Source organism: Actinoplanes aureus (genome assembly GCF_015704865.1).
GTDB lineage: Bacteria > Actinomycetota > Actinomycetes > Mycobacteriales > Micromonosporaceae > Actinoplanes > Actinoplanes aureus.
This window is the reverse complement of record NZ_JADQTO010000047.1, coordinates 12,193-34,567: the sequence shown is the minus strand read 5'-3', so window position 1 is coordinate 34,567 and position 22,375 is coordinate 12,193. Positions and strand designations below refer to the sequence as shown.

The 22,375-nt window shown below is 71.9% G+C and carries 16 protein-coding genes; 3 read left to right on the top strand and 13 right to left on the bottom strand.

Annotated elements, in window-relative coordinates:
* Positions 1 to 2: 2 nt before the first annotated feature.
* Entirely contained in the window at positions 3 to 365 is a 363-nt protein-coding gene (gene uraH, locus I4J89_RS46580; RefSeq protein ID WP_196420669.1) for a hydroxyisourate hydrolase, read from the bottom strand.
* Positions 355 to 852 (bottom strand): 2-oxo-4-hydroxy-4-carboxy-5-ureidoimidazoline decarboxylase, encoded by a 498-nt coding sequence (gene uraD, locus I4J89_RS46575; protein WP_196420668.1) that lies wholly within the window; start codon positions 850 to 852, stop codon positions 355 to 357. The genes uraH and uraD overlap by 11 nt, the downstream gene beginning before the upstream one ends.
* A 197-nt stretch (positions 853 to 1,049) precedes the next feature.
* On the opposite strand from uraD, the gene hrpB reads away from it, so the two are divergent.
* Positions 1,050 to 3,626 carry an ATP-dependent helicase HrpB gene (hrpB, locus tag I4J89_RS46570; RefSeq protein ID WP_309238786.1) on the top strand — a complete coding sequence of 859 codons (2,577 nt, stop codon included), beginning with the start codon at positions 1,050 to 1,052 and terminating at the stop codon, positions 3,624 to 3,626.
* A 388-nt stretch (positions 3,627 to 4,014) separates the two neighbouring features.
* Here hrpB and I4J89_RS46565 read toward each other — a convergent pair whose 3' ends face one another.
* The 8 genes from I4J89_RS46565 to glgX form a co-directional block, all read right to left on the bottom strand.
* Entirely contained in the window at positions 4,015 to 6,453 is a 2,439-nt protein-coding gene (locus I4J89_RS46565; RefSeq protein ID WP_309238784.1) for a putative bifunctional diguanylate cyclase/phosphodiesterase, read from the bottom strand.
* Positions 6,454 to 6,499: 46 nt separating this feature from the next.
* Positions 6,500 to 7,222, bottom strand: a complete 723-nt coding sequence (locus I4J89_RS46560; protein ID WP_196420666.1) for a PP2C family protein-serine/threonine phosphatase — start codon at positions 7,220 to 7,222, stop codon at positions 6,500 to 6,502.
* An 81-nt stretch (positions 7,223 to 7,303) separates the two neighbouring features.
* The gene (locus tag I4J89_RS46555; RefSeq protein WP_196420665.1) at positions 7,304 to 8,338 is read right to left on the bottom strand and encodes a hypothetical protein; all 1,035 of its coding nucleotides are present in this window, start codon (positions 8,336 to 8,338) and stop codon (positions 7,304 to 7,306) included.
* Positions 8,335 to 9,528 carry a transporter substrate-binding domain-containing protein gene (locus I4J89_RS46550; protein WP_196420664.1) on the bottom strand — a complete coding sequence of 398 codons (1,194 nt, stop codon included), beginning with the start codon at positions 9,526 to 9,528 and terminating at the stop codon, positions 8,335 to 8,337. The genes I4J89_RS46555 and I4J89_RS46550 overlap by 4 nt, the downstream gene beginning before the upstream one ends.
* Positions 9,529 to 9,575: 47 nt before the next feature.
* Positions 9,576 to 9,950 carry a membrane protein insertion efficiency factor YidD gene (gene yidD, locus I4J89_RS46545; protein ID WP_196420663.1) on the bottom strand — a complete coding sequence of 125 codons (375 nt, stop codon included), beginning with the start codon at positions 9,948 to 9,950 and terminating at the stop codon, positions 9,576 to 9,578.
* Positions 9,951 to 9,977: 27 nt separating this feature from the next.
* Positions 9,978 to 11,708 (bottom strand): malto-oligosyltrehalose trehalohydrolase, encoded by a 1,731-nt coding sequence (gene treZ, locus I4J89_RS46540; protein ID WP_196420662.1) that lies wholly within the window; start codon positions 11,706 to 11,708, stop codon positions 9,978 to 9,980.
* Positions 11,705 to 13,972 (bottom strand): malto-oligosyltrehalose synthase, encoded by a 2,268-nt coding sequence (gene treY, locus I4J89_RS46535; protein ID WP_196420661.1) that lies wholly within the window; start codon positions 13,970 to 13,972, stop codon positions 11,705 to 11,707. Before treY ends, treZ begins: the two co-directional genes overlap by 4 nt.
* Positions 13,972 to 16,083, bottom strand: coding sequence for a glycogen debranching protein GlgX (gene glgX, locus I4J89_RS46530; RefSeq protein ID WP_196420660.1), 2,112 nt, complete (start codon positions 16,081 to 16,083; stop codon positions 13,972 to 13,974). The genes treY and glgX overlap by 1 nt, the downstream gene beginning before the upstream one ends.
* 208 nt (positions 16,084 to 16,291) lie before the next feature.
* On the opposite strand from glgX, the gene I4J89_RS46525 reads away from it, so the two are divergent.
* Complete coding sequence (locus I4J89_RS46525) at positions 16,292 to 18,244, top strand: amylo-alpha-1,6-glucosidase (RefSeq protein WP_196420659.1); 1,953 nt, start codon at positions 16,292 to 16,294, stop codon at positions 18,242 to 18,244.
* A complete protein-coding gene (locus tag I4J89_RS46520) occupies positions 18,241 to 19,482 on the top strand; it encodes a glycosyltransferase family 4 protein (protein WP_373688216.1) in 1,242 nt (413 codons plus the stop codon). Before I4J89_RS46525 ends, I4J89_RS46520 begins: the two co-directional genes overlap by 4 nt.
* 147 nt (positions 19,483 to 19,629) lie before the next feature.
* Here the strand turns inward: I4J89_RS46520 and I4J89_RS46515 are convergent, their stop codons facing one another.
* From I4J89_RS46515 to I4J89_RS46505, 3 genes are read right to left on the bottom strand one after another with little or no spacing between them, the layout of a single operon-like run.
* On the bottom strand, positions 19,630 to 20,520 hold the full coding sequence (locus I4J89_RS46515; protein WP_196420658.1) for a ketopantoate reductase family protein: 891 nt from the start codon (positions 20,518 to 20,520) through the stop codon (positions 19,630 to 19,632).
* Between the two features lies 1 nt (position 20,521).
* Entirely contained in the window at positions 20,522 to 20,785 is a 264-nt protein-coding gene (locus I4J89_RS46510) for a UBP-type zinc finger domain-containing protein (RefSeq protein ID WP_196420657.1), read from the bottom strand.
* Positions 20,782 to 22,356 carry a Na+/H+ antiporter gene (locus I4J89_RS46505; RefSeq protein WP_196420656.1) on the bottom strand — a complete coding sequence of 525 codons (1,575 nt, stop codon included), beginning with the start codon at positions 22,354 to 22,356 and terminating at the stop codon, positions 20,782 to 20,784. The genes I4J89_RS46510 and I4J89_RS46505 overlap by 4 nt, the downstream gene beginning before the upstream one ends.
* Positions 22,357 to 22,375: the final 19 nt, after the last annotated feature.

Sequence of the window (22,375 nt, the reverse complement as noted above, 5' to 3'; positions counted from 1 at the left end):
GCTCAGCTCCCTCGGTAGGTGGTGTAGCCGTACCGGCTCAGCAGCAGCGGCACATGGTACTGACGGTTCGGGTCGTGCACGTGGAAGGCGACGGTGATCTCCGGGAAGAAGCAGTCGCCGCCCAGATACGGCTCGACGTAGAAGAAGAGCCGGTAGCCGCCGGCCTGCCAGTCGTGCATCGGCACCCGGTAACGCAGCCGGCCGTCCTCATCGGTCCGCCCCTCGGCGACGGTCAGCCAGCCCTCCGAATCACGCCGCTCCAGCCGGACGTAGACGTCGCGGGCCGGGTCGCCGGTCACCGTGTCCAGGATGTGCGTCGAGATCCGGGCGTGTGCCTCGGCGGCGGTGCCGTCATCAGAGGGCATCGAGCACCCGCTCCAGCCGGAGCAGCGCGATCTTGCGCAGCTCGTCCCGCACGATGGCCCGCTCGGTCTCCTCGTCGTTGCCCAGCCGCTCGCGGGCCACAGTGAGGATCTCGGCCTGGCTCCGGCCACTCGCGAAGATCAGGAAGACGTGACCGAACCTGGCCTCGTACTCCTGATTGACCTTGATGAGAGCGCCCTGCGTGGTGTCGTCGGCGCTCTGCGCCGCGGCCATCTGCTCGGCCCGCGACCAGGAGGCCTCCCGGGACTCCCCGGCGGCCCGCTCACCGATGCGCGGGTGCGCGGACAGCCCTTGCAGCACATCCGGCCAGCTCAGCGAACTCGCGGCGGCGTCGGCCGCGGAGAGCAGCTCGGCCCGGTCCCGATATGGCCGCTTGGCGACGATCTCGGCGCCCCAGGACGGTGCCGCCAGACAGGCGAGCAACTCCTCCGCCAGGCGCTCAGCGGGCAGCGCGTTGAAGGTCTCCACTCCGTCACCCCCTCGATCTTGATCAGTCAAGCAGGATCGGTCCGTCGCCTGCAGGGGCAGACCGAAGAATCAACACGGCCACCCTGCCACGAATCGGGGCCCGAGACATCGCCGCCCGCTCAGGCTGTGGACAACGGGCGAGCTGTGGACAACTCGCGGTCTTGTCATAGGCATGGGTAAGACTGGGCCCCGTGCTGATTCCCGCCGACGCCCTGCCTGAGCTCCCGGTCCGCCACGTCCTGCCGGCGGTGACCGGCACGCTCGCGAGCGCCGGGGCGGCGGTTCTGGTGGCGCCGCCGGGCACCGGCAAGACCACGCTCGTCCCGCTCGCCCTGGCCGGGCCCGGGCAGCGGGTCATCGTGGCCGAGCCGCGCCGGGTCGCCGCGCGAGCCGCCGCCCGCCGGATGGCGGCGCTGCTCGGCGAGAGGGTCGGCGGCCGGGTCGGCTACGCGGTCCGCGGCGACCGGCAGGTGTCCCGCGACACCGTGGTCGAGGTGGTGACCACCGGCCTGCTGGTCCGGCGCTTGCAGGCGGACCCCGAGCTGGCCGGCACCGCGACGGTCGTCCTCGACGAGTGCCACGAGCGTCACCTCGACTCCGATCTGGCGCTGGCCTTCCTGGTCGAGGTTCGCGCCGCGCTGCGGCCCGAGCTGCGGCTTCTGGCCACCTCGGCCACCGCGGACTCGGCCCGGCTCGCCGCGGTCCTCGGTGCGCCAGGCCACCCCGCGCCGGTGCTCACCGCGCACGCCCGGACCCATCCGGTGGAGGTCATCTGGGCCCCGACGGCCGGTCCGGTCACACCGCCGACCGGCTTGCGGGTGGATCCCCGCCTGCTCGACCACGTCGCCGCCACCACGCGCCGGGCGCTGGCCGAGGGCGACGGTGACGTGCTGGTCTTCCTACCCGGCGCCCGGGAGATCGAGACGGTCGCCGGGCGCCTCCGCGACGTCGACGCGGAGCTGATCACCCTGCACGGCCGCCAGTCCGGCGCCGCCCAGGACGCCGCGTTACGCGCCGGCCCGCACCGCCGGGTGGTGCTGGCGACCGCGGTCGCCGAGAGCAGCCTCACCGTGCCCGGAGTGCGGGCGGTGGTGGACGCCGGGCTCAGCCGGGTGCCGCGGATGGACCACGCCCGCGGTCTCGGCGCGCTGGCCACGGTGCCGGTCTCCCGGTCGAGCGCCGAGCAACGCGCCGGCCGGGCCGGGCGGGAGGCTCCCGGCCGGGTCTACCGCTGCTGGCCGCAAGTCATGCACGACCGGCTGCCGGCGCAGCCGGAGCCGGAGATCGCGGCCGCCGACCTCACCGGCTTCGCCCTGGACCTGGCGTTGTGGGGCCATCCGGACGGCAGCGGGCTGGCCCTGCCCGACCCACCCCCGCCAGGCGCGTTGCGTGCGGCCACAGCGGCCCTGCACGACCTCGGCGCCGTCGGCCCGGACGGCCGGGTCACGCCCCGCGGCCGGGCCCTGTCCGGCGCCGGCCTCCACCCCCGGCTGGCCCGCGCCCTCCTCGACGGCGCGGCGGTGGTCGGTCCGCGCCGGGCCGCCGAGATCGTCGCTGTGCTGGACGACGACCGCTCCTACGCAGGCGACGTGGTCGCCGCCTGGCGCCGGGCCCGGGACACCAACGACCCCGCCTGGCGGGCCGAGGTGCGTCGCTTACGCACCAACCTGGACCGCGGACCACACAATCCGGACGCCACCGACAGCAACTTGGCCGAGCTCCACCCACCAGCCGGCACGGACGCCGCCCCAGTGAGTGGCCCGGGCCGGCGGGACAGCGAATCGACGCCGGCGCGGCTGCCCGACGACCTGGCTGCGGGACTGGTCGTCGGCCTCGCATATCCGGAACGCGTGGCGCGGGTCCGGGAGCCCGGCGGCCGCGCGTATCTCATGGCCGGCGGGACCGCCGCCGACCTGCCGGACGGCAGCCCGCTCGCTGGAGTCCCGTGGCTCGCGGTGGCCGGCGCCGACCGCACCGCCGGATCGCGTACCGCTCGCATCCGCAGTGCCGCACCGCTCGACGAGCCGGCCGCGTGCGAGGTGGCGTCCGCCCTTCTCACCGACGAGACCGAGATCGGCTGGAGTGACGGCGACGTGGTCGCCCGCCGGGTGCGGCGGCTCGGCGCGATCACGCTCTCCTCGGTTCGGCTCACCGACCCCGACCCGAAACGGATCAGGGAAGCGCTGCTCACCGGCCTGCGCGAGTCCGGTCTGGGCCTGCTCACCTGGTCCCGCTCCGCCGAGGAACTCCGCAGCCGGCTCGCCTTCGCGCACGCCGCACTCGGTGCGCCCTGGCCGGACGTCTCGGACGCCGCGTTGCTGGAGACCCTGCCCGACTGGCTCGACCTCGGTTCCGCCCGCCGCCGCGCCGACCTGGCGAAACTCGACGTCACCGGTAGTCTGCGCCGCCTGCTTCCCTGGTCGGTGGCGGGCCGCCTGGACGAGATCGCCCCGGAACGCCTGCCGGTGCCGAGCGGGTCGCAGATCCGGATCGACTACACCGACGCCGCCGCGCCGGTGCTCGCGGTCAAGGTGCAGGAGGCGTTCGGCTGGCGGGAGGCGCCCCGGCTGGCCGGCGGCCGGGTGCCGGTGCTGCTGCACCTGCTCTCCCCGGCCGGTCGGCCGGTCGCCGTCACCCGCGACCTAGCTTCCTTCTGGGCGCAGGGATATCCGCAGGTCCGGGCCGAGATGCGGGGGCGCTATCCGCGCCATCCCTGGCCCGAGGACCCCACCACGGCGGCGCCGACCAGGCGCACCAATCCGCGATCCCGATAGGAGGTACGCGTCACGACAGTCCCGCCGACCCCCGCGCGGGCGCCTGCCCACTCACGGCCGCAGCGCGACCGCCGGGCTGATGCGGTCGAGAAGCCGCCACGCGGGCCTCAGCCTGGCCGCCCGAGGGCGACTGCGGGTGGCGCAGCGCGAGCCGATCTCAGCCTGGCCGCCGAGGGACGACTGCGGTGGCGCCGTGAGCTCACCGCGAGCCGATCTCAGCCTGGAGCTACCGCCGCCAAACGCGGGCCGGGCGGCCTCCGCTCATCGCCGGCGGATCGGCCTTGAGGCGCCGCCGGCGATGCGGCCGCGGCGTGAGCCCGTCGCGGCCGCTCTGCAGGGCGTGCGCAGGGCTGCCGGCGGGCACGGAGCCACCCACCGGCGGGTCGCTTCAGGCCGTCAGGCTGGTGATGGGGACCGGTGGGCCGAAGAGGTAGCCCTGGCCGAGTGGGCAGCCCAGGTCCGCCAGGGCGCGGGACCGGTCCGCGGTCTCCAGGCCCTCAGCCACCACCGTGATCCCGATCTCCGCGCAGATGGCCAGCACCGAACGGCACAGCGCCCCGGCGCGGTCCCGCTCGCCGCTCATGTCGGTAAGGGTGGAGTCGAGCTTCACGATGTCGACCGGGAGGGAGTGCAGCTGCGCCAAGGCGTTGTAGCCGCTGCCGAAGTCGTCGAGGGCCACCCGCACACCTAGGGCGCGCAGGCGTGCCACGACCGCTGCGGCCCGGGGCAGGTCGGAGATCCGCAACGTCTCGGTGATCTCGATGACCAGGCGTTCCGCCGGCACGCGGTACCGCTCCAAAGCCGCCTTCACCGCGTCCTCCAGCCCTTGCTGCCCGAGCCGCCCCGCGGAGACGTTGACGTGCAGGGCGATCGGGTGGCCGAACCGTTCGGCCAGGGTGGCGGCGTCGGCGCACGCCCGGTCCAGCACGAAGTCGTCGATCGCGGCTACCAGGCCGGTGCGTTCCGCCATGGTGACGAACACGTCGGGATGCACCGGACCGGCCACCGGGTCGGTCCAGCGGGCGAGCGCCTCCACGGCGACCGTACGGCTGTCGGCGAGCCGGACGATCGGCTGGTAGTGCACCTGGAATCCGGCGTCGGCCGGACTGCCGCCCTCAGCCAGCGCACCGGCCAGCAGTTGCGGCAGATCGGCGTTCGGGACGGTGTCGCGGGGGCCGGTGTAGCGGATCAGCGCACCCTTGCCGTGCCGTTTCACCGCGTACATGGCGGCGTCGGCGCGGCGCAGCAGGATGTCGGCGGAGAGCCGGTCACCGGACTCCGCGGTGACCAGGCCGATGCTGACGCCGACGCTGACCGAGCGGCCGTCGATGACGTACGGCTCACGCAGCGCGGCGAGCACCCGCTGGCCGATCGCCTCCGCCTCGGCCGACCAGTTCCATCCCGGCTCCGGAGCGGACGGCGGGGGCGCGGACCGCCGGGGAGTCCAGTCCGCGTTCCCGGTCACGCGTACCCCGGCCGCGGAAAGCACGTACCGGCGCCCGCCGATGCGTTGCCGGAGCACCGTGCGCAGCCGCCCGCCGGTGGGCCGCGCCGGCGGCGCGGGTTCGCCGCCCTGGTCGAGCACCACCGCGAACTCGTCGCCGCCGAGCCGGGCCACCAGGTCGGTGGAGCGTACGCAGGCCCGCATCCGCTCGCCGACCGCCTGCAACACCCGGTCGCCCATGGCGTGCCCGAACGTGTCGTTGATCAGCTTGAAGTCGTCCAGGTCGGCGAAGATCACCGCGACCGGCGCCTGCCGCCGCTCGTGCGCCTCCACGGCCAGCACCAGCCGTTCCTGGAAGAGTGCGCGGTTGGCGAGCCCGGTGAGTGGATCGTGGTACGCCTGGTGGTGCAGCCGCTGCTGGGCCTCGGCGACCCGGTCCAGCAGCACGGTGTTGTCCACGATGGTGAGCATCTGCCGGGTGACCACGAGCGCGAGCCCCAGCCAGCCGAGGTACGCCTGGAACGGCGTCAGCGGATCCCCGGCGACGGTCCGCGCCGCCAGCACGACCCCGGCCACCAGCACCGGCCCGTACGGGATCAGCAGGTGGAGCCAGTCCCGTTCGAGGAGTTCGGCGGCCGGCCGGTGCACCGGTGGCCGGGCCGGGCTGAGCGCCGCCAAGATCAGGAATACCGGCCCGAGCACGTATCCGGCGGTCTCCAGCCACAGCGGCCCGGTGCCGAGGAGCCGGGCCGTGTCGGCGGTGCCGAAGGCGAGCAGGGCCAGACCGGCCAGCCGGAGCGGGCGCCGTCCCGCCGGGGAGTCGGGCCGGGTGGCGAGCAGCAGCCCGGCCATGGTCAGCAGGACCAGATCGGCGACCGGATAGACGAGCAGGTCCGGGTCGGCCACCTTGTCGAGCGGATCGCCCGGCAGCACCGACCAGATCAGCGCGAGCACCGAGCCGGTGATCAGCACGGCGTCGATGATCAGCGCGAGCTGGTCGCGCCGCGGCGAGGTGGGCACCGGCCGGGGCCGGGTGTGCGTGGAGGCGAGCAGGCCGGCGAGCATGCTGGCCGGCAGCACCAGGAAGCCGATGCCGGCGATCGCCTCCGGGACCTCCCGTCCGGCGCCGGCCAGGTCCTGGATCACCCACCAGAGCCGGGTCAGGGCCCAGACAAGCAGGCCGGCCGAGGCCAGGTGCCGCCAGTGCCGCGGGACACCGGCGCGGCTGCGGGCCGCCGCGAAGCAGACGCCGGCGGCGACGAGCCCGGCGAGGAGTTGCACCGTGTCGCTGTAGAGACGCGACGAACCGGGTACGAGTTCGCCGAACGCGACCACCACCAGGGCAAGCGCCAGCGTGCCGACCAGTCGCACCGTCGTGATCACCACCAGAGTCCCGGCCGCGATCTTGCGGCCGGAGTAAGGTACCCGGTCAGCTCTCGGCGGTCACGTCCGCGATGATCACGGTGACGTTGTCCGGGCCGCCGCCGCGCAGGGCGAGGTCGACCAGGCGCTCGGCGCACGACTTCGGGTCCGGTGCGGCACGCAGCTCCTGCTCCAGCACCGGGTCAGGGACCACCCCGGTGAGACCGTCGCTGCACAGCAGCCACCGGTCGCCGGCCTGCGGCTCGACGATCACGTACGCGGGACTGACCGGCTCCCCTTGCAGCACCCGGGTGACGACCGCCCGGCGTGGGTGCCCGGCCGCCTCCTCCGGCTTGAGCAGGCCCTGGTCGATCAGCATCTGGACGTATGTGTCGTCCTTGGTGAGCTGATTGAGCCGGCCGTCGCGCAGCAGGTACGCCCGGGAGTCACCGACGTGCGCCATGGCGGCCCGCTCGCCGTTGAAGAGAACGGCCGTCAGCGTGGTGCCCATGCCCGCCAGCGTCGGGTCGGCGGCGACGCACTCGGCGATCCGCCCGTTGGCCACTTCGAGCGCCTTGTGCAGCGCGTCCATCTGGTGCTCGGTGTCGATCGGGACGTCGAGCGAGACCATGGCGTCGATGGCGATCCGGCTGGCCAAGTCGCCGGCTGCCATGCCGCCCATGCCGTCCGCGACGACGAGGAGCCGGTCACCGGCGTAGTGACAGTCCTCGTTGTTGCTCCGGACGTGTCCCTGATCGGTGACGCCCGCCCACCGGAGGTGCAAGGTCATGGCGTGCAGCCTGCCAGGTCGATGCTCGGCTGTCTGCACGTGGGAGGCGGCGCGTCGTCCATGTCGTAGCAGAAAATACACTCAACCCCGCGACATCGGGCGACCGAGGCACCTCGGATCGATCTCCGTCACCTTCCGTGTCGGTGCGATCCACTGGAGTGCTGACGCCTCGACCGGCCAGCCGCGGACCGCCACCGAGCTGTCCGGCGGGCGTACCGGCTCGGGGCAGAGGGTCTTGGAGCGGACCTCGCCGTTGGGGACGAAGGTGACCTCGCCGGTGGGCTCCAGCATGCTGGTGGAGGTGTCGTCGACCGAGATGAGCTGGCCGCGGATCACGCGTACCGGCTCGCCGTCGGTGGCCACCTCGATGGCGCTGTTCGGCAGGACCGGGGCGCGGAGGAAGACGATGCCGACCACGAACGGCATCGCGAAGGCCGCGGCGACCGCCGGCCAGTGGGTGGCGATCCGGGCCCAGCGTTCCGGCACCGGCCCGGTCAGCAGCGGGCCGATGAGCGGGGGTACGCCGAGCAGCGCCGCGGTGTTGTACTCACCGGCTCGCAGAGCGGCCACCACACCCGGCCAGAAGAAGATCCAGACCAGCAGCCCGGTGAGCACCGGCACCCCGATCGTGATCCACCGCATCAGCCACCGCTCGCCCTGGACGCTCTGCACCGCGGTGAGGCCGAGGATCGCGACCACCATCATCATGAGCAGCGGCAGCATGCGCAGCTGCCAGGTGAAGGCGGCGACGCCGGCGGCGATCACCACGACCCAGCCGGGCATCCGCAGCGCCGCCACGGCCAGGAACGACGTCGCGGTCCGCTCCGGGACGCTGACCAGCAGGATGCCGCCAAGCACCCGGACCACCAGGATGATCGCCGGGATGGTCCAGCTCAGCGTGATGAAGAGGGCGCCGATCATGCCGAGCGGATTGATGTACTGCACCAGCAGGAGCATGGTCGGCAGGTCCTGGCGGCTCAGGTACCACAGCCGCAGGACGAGCAGCAGCAGCGGGAAACCGGGGAGCATGGCGAGCAGCCAGTTCAGCTCGGCCCGGTAGTTCTGCCGGGGAAGCACCCGCTCCTTGGCGACGGCGCCGGTCTGGATCTCGTTCATCCCAGCAGGTTCTCCCACGGAAGCTGACGGACGTCCGGACGTTCCACCCGTGGCTGCTCGGCGATCGCGATCGGCGTCGTGCCGTTCTCCTTCAGCTCGACCTGGAAGTTGTCCTGCCAGGCCTCCTCCCACCGGCCGTCCTGCGGGTCGATGTAGGAGCGGTACAGCGTGAGGTCGACGAGCGTCTTGAGGGCCGGGTTCTCACCGACGTTGACCCCCCAGCGTTCGGTCGCGTCCAGGCCGAGGTCCCAATGCGCGTACTTGTCGGGGAACCGGTGCTTGTAGCCGGCCAGGATGGCGGCATCGGTGCTCACCGCTTCGACCTCGCCCGCGTCGAGCAGCTCGAAGCACTCCCGCACCCGGTTCTTCTGGACCACCACGGCCTTGAAGTTGACCAGGGCGGACTGGCTGGTGGCGGTGGAGAGGGTGCAGACCTCCTTGCCGGCCAGATCCTCCAGCGCCGACACCGGGGCATGCTCGGTAAGCGTCGCCACCGACTGCTCGGTGTCCAGGTAGCCCTGCGAGAAGGTCACCCCGGCCATCGCCTCACGGGCCGGCGTGATGCTGTAACTGGCGATCACGAGCTGCACCGGTACGCGCTTGTCGCCGCCCGGCTCGGTCGCCTGCATCCGGGCCCGGTCCTCGCTCTCCAGCCCGTAGAACCGGACGTCGTCGCGGCGGAACCCGAGATCCTCCGCGATCATGTACGCGATGTCGATGTCGAACCCCGACCAGACGCCGGTCGCCGGATCGCGGTAGGCCGTACCGAACTGGTCGTCCTTCACCCCGATGGCCAGTTCGGTCCAGTCGTCCACGCCGGCCTGCGCCCGCAGTTCGGCCACCGACGGCGGTCCGCCGACCAGCAGCCGTCCCAGCGTCACCGCCAGGGTCAGGACGATCAGCAGTCCCAGACCGGCGAGCCGCCACGCCTTGAACCGGTACTCCCCGTCGACGATCGACCGGTGCTCGATCTCGGAGATGACCTCTTCCAGGACCTCCTGCTCGGCGATGTCGCGGGAGGCGATCTCCTCGACGGTGACCGGCGCGGGTTCCACCCGGCGGCGGAGTCCCCAGCCCAGATCACCGCTCCACTGGCGCGGCCAGCGCAGCCCACGCACGCCCGCCGGTTCCGTCGGAGCTGGCTGGGCGGGCCAGGCCGCCTCGTCGTCATCCGTGTCCCTGTCGCCCATCGGCTCCCTCTGTCCGTCGCCTCAGGGAGTCATGGTGCACCAGGATCTCAGGGGACGGGATCCCCGGTACCGAACGGGACACCTGGCCGGCACCGCGCCAGCCGGGCCGCGGTCAGCCGCAGGCCGGTACGCAATCCGTGCCGCTCGATCGCCGTCAACGCGTACGCGCTACAGGTCGGCTCGTACCGGCACCGGGTGGGCAGGTGCGGGGAGACCCGGCGATAACCGCGGATCGCGCCGGTCACGGCCCGTTCCGCCCGGCCACTTCCGGGGGTACGCGCCAGCACCGCCGTGAACCGGAGCATCATGCTCAGCGAGAAACAGTCGCATCCGGGGATGTCGCAATCACACGCCGGCACGTCGCAGAAGTCCCGCTTCCGCCACTTCCTCCGCCGCGACCGTTTCCGCTTCCAGGCGCTCATGAACACATGATGGCCGACGGCGGAAAGTCAGCGAACCGATACGACCGCCGCGCTCTCCGGCGGCAGGACCAGCCGGTCCCGCTCGACCACCACGCCGGGCGCGGTGGCGAGCAGCACCGAGCGGGGCAGCGACCGGATGCTGACCGTCTGCGGCGTCCCGGCCAGGTTCGCCGCGACCACGTGCGAGCCGCGCCGGATCACCACGTGCTGGTCGCCGTGCCAGACCTCGACGCCGGACAGCCACGGGTCGGACAGGTCCGGCACGCTGCGGCGCAGCGCGATCAGCTCCCGGTAGAAGGCCAGCATCGAGGCGTGTTCCGGCTTGGCGAGCTCCGACCAGTCCAGCTTGGAACGCTCGAAGGTGGCCGGGTCCTGCGGGTCCGGCACATCCGCCTCGGCCCAGCCGTGCCGGGCGAACTCGCTGCGCCGTCCGGTCTGCACCGCGGCCGCCAGTTCCGGCTCCGGGTGGCTGGTGAAGAACTGCCAGGGACTGCTCGCCGCCCACTCCTCCCCCATGAACAGCATGGGCGTGAACGGCGAGGTGAGCAGCAGGGTGGCGGCGACCTTGAGCAGGGCGGGCGAGAGCGTGGCGGTGAGGCGGTCGCCGACCGCCCGGTTGCCGATCTGGTCGTGGTTCTGCAGGAAGGCCACGAACCGGTGGCCGGGAACGCGCTGCCGGTCCACCGGGCGGCCGTGCCGCCGCCCGCGGAAGCTGGACCAGGTGCCGGCGTGGAAGAAGGCACCTTCGAGCACGGTACGCAGACAGTCCAGCGAGCCGAAGTCCCCGTAATAGCCCTGCCGTTCCCCGGTCACCAGTGCGTGCAGGGCGTGGTGCACGTCGTCGTCCCACTGAGCGTGCAGGCCGTAGCCTCCGGCCTCGCGCGGGGTGATCAGTTTCGGGTCGTTCAGGTCGGACTCGGCGATCAGCGACAGCGGGCGGCCCAGGCCGGTGGAGAGCGACTCGACCTCGACCGCCATCTGCTCCAGCAGGTGCACCGCGCCGTCGTCGTGCAGCGCGTGCACGGCGTCCAGCCGCAGGCCGTCGACGTGGTAGTCACGCAGCCACATCAGCACGCTGTCGATGATGTAGCGGCGCACCCCGCCGGCCTCGGGCCCGTCCAGGTTCAGCGAGCTGCCCCAGGTGTTGCTGCCGGTGCTCAGGTAGGGCGCGAACATCGGTGCGTACGCCCCACTCGGGCCGAAGTGGTTGTAGACCACGTCCAGCACCACGCCGAGGCCCTTGCCGTGTGCCGCGTCGACGAAGCGTTTCAGCCCGTCCGGCCCGCCGTACGCCTCGTGCGGCGCGAACCAGCAGACGCCGTCGTAACCCCAGTTGTAGGTGCCGTTGAACGCGTTGACCGGCAGCAGCTCGACCAGGTCGATGCCGAGCTCGACGAGGTGATCGAGCCGCTCGATCGCCGCGTCGAACGTGCCCTCCGGGGTGAAGGTGCCGATGTGCAGCTCGTAGAGGACCGAGCCGGGCAGCTGGCGACCGGTCCACGCCTGATCGGTCCAGGTGAAGGCGGAGTGGTCGTAGACCCGGCTGGGACCGTGCACCCCCTGCGGCTGCCAGGACGATCGCGGGTCGGGCAGCGGGCTGTCGGCACCGGGGAGAACGAACGCGTAGTCACTGCCCGGGGACGCGGTCGGCACGTCGAGACGCCACCAGCCGTCGTCGCCGGACTCCATCTCCCGCTCCGCACCGTCGACCAGCAATCGCACGGGTTTCTCGGGCGCCCAAACCTCGAAGAGAGTCATTCTTTCACCAGGAGAGCGACGGGATAGGTCTGCAGCAGCTCGGCCACCGACAGGCGATTCCCACCGTAGCTGGTATTCGTGAACACTTCCGTCCAACTATGTCCGTCCAGTGACAGCGCGGTGTCGTGCCAGCCGCCGTGGCGTGACAATCCGACCGGCAGCCGGGTCGCGACCGCCACCACCCCGCCCCGGTCGAAGGCGAGCACGTGCTCACCCACCCGTCCGTCGGCGAAGATCGGGCGGTATCCGGAGAACAGCTCGGGCCGCTGCCGGCGCAGGCGCAACACCCGGCTGGTGACGAGCATTTTCGCGGCGCCGCTCGCGTCCACCGGCGGCAGCCAGCCGTCGTCCAGGCGGCCCAGCAGCTCGCGGCGGGCGGCGAAGTCCACCGGGCGCCGGTTGTCCGGGTCGACAAGCGAGTAATCCCAGAGCTCGGTGCCCTGGTAGACGTCCGGCACACCGGGCATGGTGAGCTGCACCAGCTTCTGGCTGAGCGAGTTGGACCAGCCGGGCGGGGTGATCGACGCGGCGAAATCGGCGACCTCGCGGTGCAGCGCCGGGTCGTCGTAGATCTTGTCGACCATCTGCCGCAGCGTGGTCTCGAACGACTCGTCCGGGTGCTGCCAGCTCGTACCCGATCCGGCTTCCCGGGCGGCCTTCAGCGCGTACGCCTGCAGTCGCTCCCGGGAGATCGGCCACGCACCCACCGCGCATTGCCAGATCAGATGGGCGAGCGCCGGGTCCGGGAGCGGAGCGAACCGGACCCACCGGCGCACCACCTCGGTCCAGTCGCCGGGCACCTCGGAGAGCACCGCCAGCCGGGCCCGGACGTCCTCGCCCCGCTTGGTGTCGTGGGTGGCGAGGGAGGTCATCGACTCCGGCCACTCGAGCTGGCACTCCTCGGCCGCGTCGTGGAACTCGTCGGCGGTGACGCCGAACTTCGCCGGGTCGTTGCCGACCTCGTTGCGGGCGACGAACCGGGTCCAGCGGTAGAACGCGGTGTCCTCCACCCCCTTGGCCATCACCGCACCGGTGAACTGCTGGAAACGGACCGCCAGCTCGTCGTCCGGATTGCGCAGCCGGGCGGTGAGCTGGTCGAGCGCGCCGATCATCTGCGGACGGCGGCGCCCCGCCTCGCTGCGGGCCTGCGCCAGGTAGCGGGAGCCGAACGGCAGGTAGGAGCGGTAGACCGGGAAGCAGGCGGCCAGCTCGGCCAGGGCGCGGGGTGCGTTCTCGACCTCCGGTACGAGACGAGCCAGGCGCCCGAGCTCCGCGGCGAGCAGCTCGGTCGCGACCGTGTACTTGCACTGGTGGACCAGGTCCTGCCAGGAGGTCGTGCCGCCGGTCAGGTGGTGGTCCAGGGTGTCGAAGAACGACTCGGTGCCGGTGTCCACGAAGACGCCGTTGACCGCGGCCATCGCGTTGTACCCGGTGGTGCCGGCGACCGGCCAGGCCGGCAGCTTCTCGCCCGGCTCGAGGATCTTCTCCACGGTGATCCAGGCGTCCGGTGCCGCCTCCCGCAGCCGTTTCAGATAGCCGGCGGGGTCGCGCAGCCCGTCCGGGTGGTCGACCCGGATGCCCTGCGCGATGCCTTCGCGGTACCAGCGCAGGATCTCGGCGTGGGTGGCGTCGAAGACCTCCGGGTCCTCGACCCGCAGGCCGGCCAGGTCGACGATCGCGAAGAACCGGCGATAGTTCAGCTCGGAGTCGCCGCGGGTCCAGTTGACCAGCTCGTAGTGCTGCCGGTCGTGGACCTCGCGGGGGCTGCCCTCGCCGGTGCCGTCCGCGATCGGGAACCGCTTCTCGAAGTACCGCAGCTCGCCGTCCTCGATGCGCAGGTCGTCCAGCGCGTCCGGGTCGTCGGCCAGCGCGGGCAGCAGGATCCGCCCGCGCTCCCAGTCGATGTCGTAGAACCCAGAGAATTCTGATTTCTGACCTTTTTTCAGGACGTCCCACCAGGTGGGGTTGACGGCGGGAACCGCCACGCCGGCGTGGTTGGGCACGATGTCCACCACGAGGCCGAGGTCCGCCGCCTGGAGCGCGCGGCTCAGCGATCGCAGGCCGTCGGCACCGCCGAGCGCCGGGCTGACCTGCGAGTGGTCCACCACGTCGTAGCCGTGTTCGGAGCCGGGAGCCGCGGTCAGCAGCGGGGCGGAGTAGAGATGGCTCACCCCGAGGTCGGCGAGGTAGTCAGCGATCTCGGCGGTGGCCTGCAGGGGAAAGTCGGGGCGGACTTGGACTCGATAGGTACTGCTCGGGGGCATCACACCGTCCTGTCCAGCACGATGAGGGATCGGTCCGGTACCCAGATCTTGTGTCCGGCCTCCACGACGGACGGGCGATCCGGGGACGGATCGGCGGTTTCGATGACTCTTTCCCACTTCTCCCCGTACTCCGCGGGAGGGGTGGTGAACTCGAGCGGCGCGTCGTGCGCGTTGAAGAAGAGCAGGAACGAGCTGTCCACGTGACGCTGGCCGTACCGGCCGCGCTCGCGGATGCCCTCGCCGTTGACGAAGAGCGCCACCGCCCGGCCGAAGTCGTTGCCCCAGTCGTCGCCGGCCATCTGCCGGCCGTCCGGGGTGAACCACTCCAGGTCCGGGAGCGGGTCGCCGCCGCCGCGGGCGGTCACCGGCAGCCCGGTGAAGAAGCGGCGGCGCTGGAACACCTGGTGCCGGTGCCGGAACGCGGTCAGCTTGCGGGCGAAGTCCAGCAGCTGCTCGTCGGCGTTCTCCCAGTCGATCCAGCTCAGCTCGTTGTCCTGGCAGTACGCGTTGTTGTTGCCCTGCTGGGTGCGGCCCAGCTCGTCGCCGTGCGAGATCATCGGTACGCCCTGGCTGAGCATCAGGGTGGCCAGGAAGTTACGCCGTTGCCGGGCGCGCAGCTGGAGCACCTTCTCGTCGGTGCTGGGCCCCTCGATGCCGCAGTTCCAGGACCGGTTGTGGCTCTCGCCGTCCCGGTTCTCCTCGCCGTTCGCCTCGTTGTGCTTGTCGTTGTACGAGACCAGGTCGTTGAGCGTGAACCCGTCGTGCGCCGTCACGAAGTTGATCGAGTGGAACGGCTTGCGCCCGTCGTCCTGGTACAGGTCCGCCGAGCCGGTGATCCGGGAGGCGAACTCGGCCAGGGTGGCCGGCTCACCGCGCCAGAAGTCGCGGACGGTGTCCCGGTACTTGCCGTTCCACTCGGTCCAGTTCGGCGGGAAGTTGCCCACCTGGTAACCGCCGGGCCCGACGTCCCAGGGCTCGGCGATCAGCTTGACCTGGCCGACCACCGGGTCCTGCTGGACCACCTCGAAGAACGTGGAAAGCCGGTCCACGTCGTAGAACTCGCGGGCCAGGGTGGAGGCGAGGTCGAAGCGGAAGCCGTCGACGTGCATGTCGGTGACCCAGTAGCGCAGCGAATCCATGATCAGCTGGAGGCTCTGCGGGCTGCGCACGTTGAGGCTGTTACCCGTACCGGTGTAGTCCATGTAGAACTGCGGCTGATCGTCCACCAACCGGTAATAGGTCCGGTTGTCGATGCCCTTGAGGCTGAGCGTCGGCCCCAGGTGGTTGCCCTCGGCGGTGTGGTTGTAGACCACGTCGAGGATGACCTCCATGCCGGCCGCGTGCAGCGCCTTGACCATGCCCCGGAACTCCTGGGTCTGCTGGCCGAGCGAGCCCATCGCCGAGTAACCGTGGTACGGCGCGAAGAAACCCAGCGTGTTGTAGCCCCAGTAGTTGCGCAGCCGCAGGTCGTGCAGCCGGTTGTCGTGGACGAACTGGTGCACCGGCATCAGCTCGACCGCGGTCACGCCGAGGCTCTTCAGGTGCTCGACGATCGCCGGGTGGCCGATCGCCGAGTAGGTGCCGCGCATGTCCCGCGGGATCTCCGGGTGCCGCTGGGTGAGGCCCTTCACGTGGGTCTCGTAGATCACCGAGTGGTGGTACGGGATGTCCGGGCGCCGGTCGTTGCCCCAGTCGAAGTACGGGTTCACCACCACGCCCTTGGACATGTACGGCGCCGAGTCCAGGTCCGACATCTGGTCCGGGTTGGCGAAGTCGTAGGCGTACAGCGACGGATGCCACTCGATGTCCGAGTCGACCGCCCGGGCGTACGGGTCGAGGAGCAGCTTGTGCGGGTTGCACCGTAGTCCCCGGTGCGGCTCGTACGGCCCGTAGACGCGGTAGCCGTACCGCTGGCCCGGCTCCACCCCCGGCAGGTACGCGTGCCAGACGAACGCGTCCTGCTCGTGGAGCTGCACCTTCCGCTCGTTGCCGGACGGGTCGAACAGACAGAGCTCGACCGCCTCGGCCACCTCGGAGAAGATCGCGAAGTTCGTGCCGGTCCCGTCGTACGTGGCACCCAGCGGGTACCGGTGACCAGGCCAGACCTGCATGTCGTGCTCCCACCCCTCGGCCGATCGCTGCCTAATCGCGGCCGGCGGGCGCATGCTTGCCCGTCAGAGGGACCGGCTAACCCTGCGCGGCCGCGTCAGTGGTCATTCTCGCGGACCTGACTGCTAACGTCGGCCCGACTGTCCGGTTAGCCGCTGATATCTCCCCGTCCGGGGGTTTGGCGTGTCGCAAAATGAGCATTGAGGCATCGTGCCGCAATCTGATCAGTTCACGTTCGGGCCGCAGATTTGCGGTTCCCTCAGCGACGACGGCGGCGGAGGCCGGGAGTGGCTGGTCGCTGACGGGATCGGTGGGTATGCAACGGGAACCGTGAGCGGGCTGCGCACCCGCCGCTATCACGCCCTAATGACCGTTTCCGGTCAGGACTCGGTGCGTCACACCGCCCTTGCTGCCCTTGATCTGACGGTGACGCTGCACTCCGGCACCAAGGTGGCGCTCTTCACACACGAGTGGGAGTCCGGTGCCGTCGATCCGGCCGGGCACCGCTTCCTGGAGACGTTCACGCTCGCCGACGGTCTGCCCCGATGGCGGTGGCGGATCGGCGACGTGGTGATCGAGCGGGAACTGGCGCTGCGGCACGGCTATCCGTCGCTCGCCGTCGTGCACCGGGTGGTGAACGCGCCCGGGCCGGTCGGGCTGGCGATCGCGGCCATGTGCACCTGGCGGGACGCGCACGGCGAACGGCACGCCGACGGCCCGCCGCTGAACGTCGAACCGGTGGCCGACGGCGTGGTGGTGGCGGACGCGTACCGTCTCGCCGGCCCCGGATGGCAGCCGGGCGGCGGGTGGCACCTGGGCGTGCACGCCCGCTTGGAGGCCGACCGCGGTCTGTCCGCCACCGAGGACCTCTGCCTGGCCGGGACGTTCTTCCAGCAGGTCGAGCCGGGCGGGCAGGTGGAGATCTCGGCATGGGCCGGCGATCTGAGCGAACGGCCGCCGGCCGCGTCCGTGGTCATCGCCGCGGAGCGCGAGCGAGCTCACCGCCTGGTCACCGCCGCAAAAGCAGAGGGGTACGCCGGAACGCTCGTCCTCGCCGCGGACAGGTTCGTGATCCGGGCTCCCGACGGGCCGGACGTGGTGGCGGGTTACCCGTGGTTCGGTGGCTACCTCGGCGACACGATGACCGCGTACGAGGGATTGTTCCTGGACACCGGCCGGGCCGACGAGGGTCGGGAACTGCTGATCAGCCGGACCCGGATGGCGACCCGCGCGGCCGCCAGGACCGAGGAGCCGTGGCAGCGCCACGACAGCCTGGACTCGCCGCTCTGGCTGGCGCACGCCGTCGACCGGCACGTCACGCGGACCGGCGACAGCGACCTGGCCGCCAAGCTCGCCATGCCGCTCGGCCGCCTGCTGCGGCGCCGGCTCTCCGGCAGTGGGCCGCTCAGTGTGGACCCGGCCGACGAGTTGCTGCGCCTGTCCCCGCCGGCCGGGCACGATGCCGGCAGCTGGATGAACGGCTGGACCGGTGACGGGCCGGTCACCCCGCGGATCGGCAAGCCCGTGGAGATCAACGCGCTCTGGGTGAACGCGCTGGCCGCCATGTGCGACCTGCTCGCCGAGGCCGGGATCGACGACGGCGAGCCGCGCGCCCGGCACGCCCGGGCCCGGGAGTCCTTCGTCGCCCGCTTCCCGGCACCGGAGGGCTGGCTGTACGACGTGGTCGAGGGACCCGCCGCCACCTATCCGCTCGGGGCCGGCGCACACCACGACGACCCGTCGCTGCGGCCGAACCAGCTGCTCGCCTGGTCGCTGCCGCACGCGCCGATGCGGGGTCACGGCGGCGCCGCCGTCCGTACCATCGGGGAGACGCTGCTCACTCCGCTCGGGCTGCGCACCCTCGCCGAGAACGAGTACGGCTACCAGGGCCGGCACCGCGGCGGGCGGGACGACCGGGACATGGCGTACCACCAGGGCACGGTCTGGCCGTGGCTGATCGGCCCGTACGCCGACGCCTGCGCCGCCACCGGCCGCCCGCCCGAGGGTGTGCTCACCGGTCTCGAGGCGCACCTGTCGGAGTGGGGTGTCGGCTCGGTGAGCGAGACCGCGGACGGCGACGCCCCGCACCGGGCCACCGGCTGCCCGTTCTCGGCCCGCTCGGTCGCGGAGGTCCTGCGAGTGAAACGAGGGTACTCACTGTGACCCGGATCCTGATGCTGTCGTGGGAGTACCCGCCGCTGCTGATCGGCGGGCTCGGCCGGCACGTGCACGCGCTCGCCACCACCCTGGCGGCGGCCGGGCACGAGGTCACCGTGGTCACCCGGCACACACCGGGCGCGCTGCTGGAGGAATACACCGAAGGGGTACGCGTGATCCGCGCCCCCGACGATCCACCCGCCTTCGAGACGTCCGGCGGAAACCTGCTGGGCTGGGCCATGGCGTTCAACCACACACTCACCCGGGCCGCGCTCACCGCCGCCCGCACCGGCCGGTACGACGTGGTGCACGCCCACGACTGGCTGGTCGCCCACGCCGCCGTGACCCTCCAGAGCCACCTGGACGTGCCGCTGGTCGCCACGATCCACGCCACCGAGTCCGGCCGGCACCAGGGCTGGCTGCCGGCCGCGCACAACCGCACGATCGACGACATCGAGCGCTGGCTGGCGACCGGGGCGGCCCGCACGATCGTCTGCTCGGCGTACATGAAACGCGAGGTGGGCCGCCTGTTCGGGGTGCCGGCCGGGCGTACCGACGTGGTCTTCAACGGGGTCGACACGCTGCGCTGGCGGTCCCGCCCCCGCGCGGTCGCCGCCGCCCGCGCCCGGTACGCCGGCGACGGTCCCCTGGTCAGCTACGCCGGCCGGCTCGTCTACGAGAAGGGCGTGCAGCACCTGCTGGCCGCCGTTCCGATCCTGCGGGAACGGCATCCGGACCTGCGCGTGGTGATCGCCGGCGACGGCCCGTACCGGGAAGAACTGGAAGCCGTCGCCACGCCCGGGGTGACCTTCGCCGGGTTCCTCGGCGGGCACGAGCTGACCGCGCTGATGGGCGCCTCGGACTGCTACGTGGTGCCCAGCATCTACGAACCGTTCGGCATGGTCGCGCTGGAGGCGGCCGCCGCCGGCACCCCGGTCGCGGTCGCCGACACCGGTGGCCTCGCCGAGATCGTCGAGCACGGGGTGACCGGCGTGAAGTTCCTCCCCGGCGACCCGGCCACCCTGGCCGCCGCGACCGGCGAGGTGCTGGCCGACCGCGAGTACGCCCGCGCGCTCGCCCTGCGCGCCCTGGACCGCGTCCGCCAGGACTTCAGCTGGCCGGCGATCGCCGCGCAGACCGTCGCCGTCTACGAGCGGGCCCGCGCCTGCGACGCCCGGCGGGTGTCCCGCGAGGCGGAGAGCCTGCTCGTCCACGTCCCCGCCACCCGCACCGCCCTGCTCTGACCGAAACCGGCGCCGCGGGGTGAGCGCGACCACCTGCATGGTCCCGGCGGGCGCGCTGGGGCCGTCACCGGGCAGGCGGATCGCGCGGCAGGGCGGGAGGTGCGAATTCGGCGGGACGGCGGATACGCGTACCCCGGAAAAGCCTGACTAGCGTGCCGCGCTGTAGATGGCGAGCCCGGTGTAGGCCGCGGACAGCAGCGGCACCGCAACGCCGTGCCGGGCCGCCTCGGCGACCAGGTCGCCGACGATCGCGTCCGCCTCGACCGGGAGGCCCTGGGTGAGGTCACGGTACATCGAGGAGGTCGTCGGCTCGGTCGTGGAGATCGCGCCTTCGAGCATGGCCAGCGCTTTGGCGCGCGGCGGGTGACCGGCCGCGGTGGCCACCGCGACCGCTTCGGCGGCGAGCGCCTGGCCGAAGGCCGCGCCGCCGGGCGCCGCGTTTATCGCGCCCACCGAGGCCCGCAGCAGCGTGGTCGCCGCGCCGAGGGTGGCCAGCAGCACCCATTTCTCCCACATCTCCTGCACGATCGCCGTCGACGGCCGCGCGTCGAAGCCCGCGCCGGTCAGCGTCGCGGTCACCTCCTCGAGACGGTCGTCCGGACCGCCGTCGAGCGGCCCGTAGGCGATCCGGTGCAGCCCGGTCATCTGTACGACGTCGCCGTCGGCGTCCAACGTCGCATGGATCATGCAGACGCCGCCCCAGGCCCGTTCCGCGCCGAACGCCCCGACCATCGCATCGACGTGCCGCATGCCGTTGAGCAGCGGGATGATCACGGTACGCGGGCCGACCGCCGGTGCGAGATCGGCCATCGCCGCCTCCAGGTGATAGCTCTTCACCGCCAGCAGGACCAGGTCGTAGGTGCCGCTCACCGCGGTCCGCGGGTGCAGCACGGCCTGCCCCTTGATCCGCAGCCCGCGCTCGGCCAGCCGGGCCGCCCGGCCCGGCCGGACCAGGAACGTCACGTCCCGGCCGGCCTCCAGCAGCCGCCCGCCGAAGTACCCGCCGGTCGCGCCGGCCCCGACCACGAGGACGCGCATCTCAGCCGAGCAGTTCGTCGTCGAAGCACCAGCGCCAGTTCTCCCCCGGTTCGAAGGAGCGCATCACCGGATGCCCCTCGGCGGCGTGGTGTGCGGACATGTGCCGGCGCGGCGACGAGTCGCAGCAGGCGACCAGCCCGCAGCCGAGGCAGAGGCGCAGGTGCACCCAGTTGTGGAAGCCCTCGGCCACGCACTGCGGGCAGCCGTCCGGGTATGCGCTCAGCGGCGCGGTGTCGGTCGCTTCCTTGAGATGCTGGCAGGTCAATCGTCACTCCGTTGCAGCTGGGACTCTTCCAGGTCGAGCTCGCGCTGGGCGCGGACCAGCACCTCCTCGGGGATCCGCCCCTCGTTCCGGGCGATCTTGAAGACGTGCCGCTCGGCTTTGATCATCTCGCGCCGCAATCGACCGTACGCCGCCGAGGGGGTTTCCCGCTCCTGACTGCCGAGCCGCTCCCAGGCGTTGTTGGACCGGCTCTCGACCAGCCCGCGGAGCCGCTCCACGACCGATTTCGGCGCGCCGTCGGCGTGCTCCTCCAGCGCTTCCAGGGCAGCCCGGCTCGCCGAATGCTGCACACCCGCCTCGGCGAGGGCGTCCTGGGCGCTGCTGTCCTCGCTTACCCGGAGGCGCCTCGCCAGCCAGGGCAGAGTCGTGCCCTGGATCAGCAGGGTGAGCACGATGACCGCGAACGCGACGAAGACGAACAGCTCGCGCGGGTATTCCGGCACGTCCTCGGTTCCGGGGATCGGCAGGGTCTGTGCCGCGGCCAGGGTCACCACGCCGCGCATCCCGGCCCAGGCGATGACGGTCGGCACGGTCGCCGGTGGCCGGGCCTCGCGGTTGCGGACCCGTGGGATGAGCCGGGCGAGATAGGTGGCCGGGTACATCCAGAGGAACCGGATCAGCACCAGCGCACCGAAGACCACCGCGGTGACCTGCAGGGTCGTGGTCATGTCGGTCTCGATGCTGTTCACCACGGAGCGCAACTGGAGGCCGACCAGGAGGAAGACCACGCCTTCCAGCAGGAAGTTGACCAGCCGCCAGACCGCGTCCATCTGCAGCCGCGAGGAGGCGGAGAGCAGGTACGGGATCCGGTGTCCCAGATACAGGCCGGCGATGACCACGGCCACCACGCTGGAGGTGTGCAGCTTCTCGGCGACGATCACGACGATGAACGGGGTCAGCAGCGCCACCGCGTCGTCCAGCAGCGGGTCCTCGATCTTGCGGTGCAGCCAGGCGGCGGCGACCGCGAAGCCGAAACCGATCGCCAGGCCGCCACCGGCCTTGAGCGCCACCTCGCCGGCGATCTCGGCGAACCCGACCGCGGCGCCGGCCAGCGCGCCCGCCGCGACCCGCACCATGACCAGCGCGGTCGCGTCGTTGAGCAGGCTCTCGCCCTCCAGGATGGTGACCACCCGGCGCGGCAGCCCGACCCGGCGCGCGATCGCGGTCGCGGAGACCGCGTCCGGCGGCGCGACGATGGCACCCAGCGCGACGCACGCGGCAAGCGGGACCGCGGGCAACATCATGTGTACGAGGTAGCCGATCACGAACGCGGTCAGCACCACCAGCCCCACCGCGAGCAGCAGGATGGGCCGCAGAGCGAGCCGGAACGCGGGCACCGAGGTCTGCAACGCGGCCACGTAGAGCAGCGGCGGCAGGATCCCGATCAGCACGAGCTCCGGCTCGAGGTGCGCTTCCGGGAAGCCCGGCACGTACGACAGGCCGAGCCCGGCGATCAGCAGCACCAGCGGTGCCACGAATCCCAGCCGGCGGGCCAGTGCCGCGCCCACGACCGAGATCGCCACGAGTACGACGGTGTCGATGATGCCTTCCATGCCGGGAAGCTTAGAGACT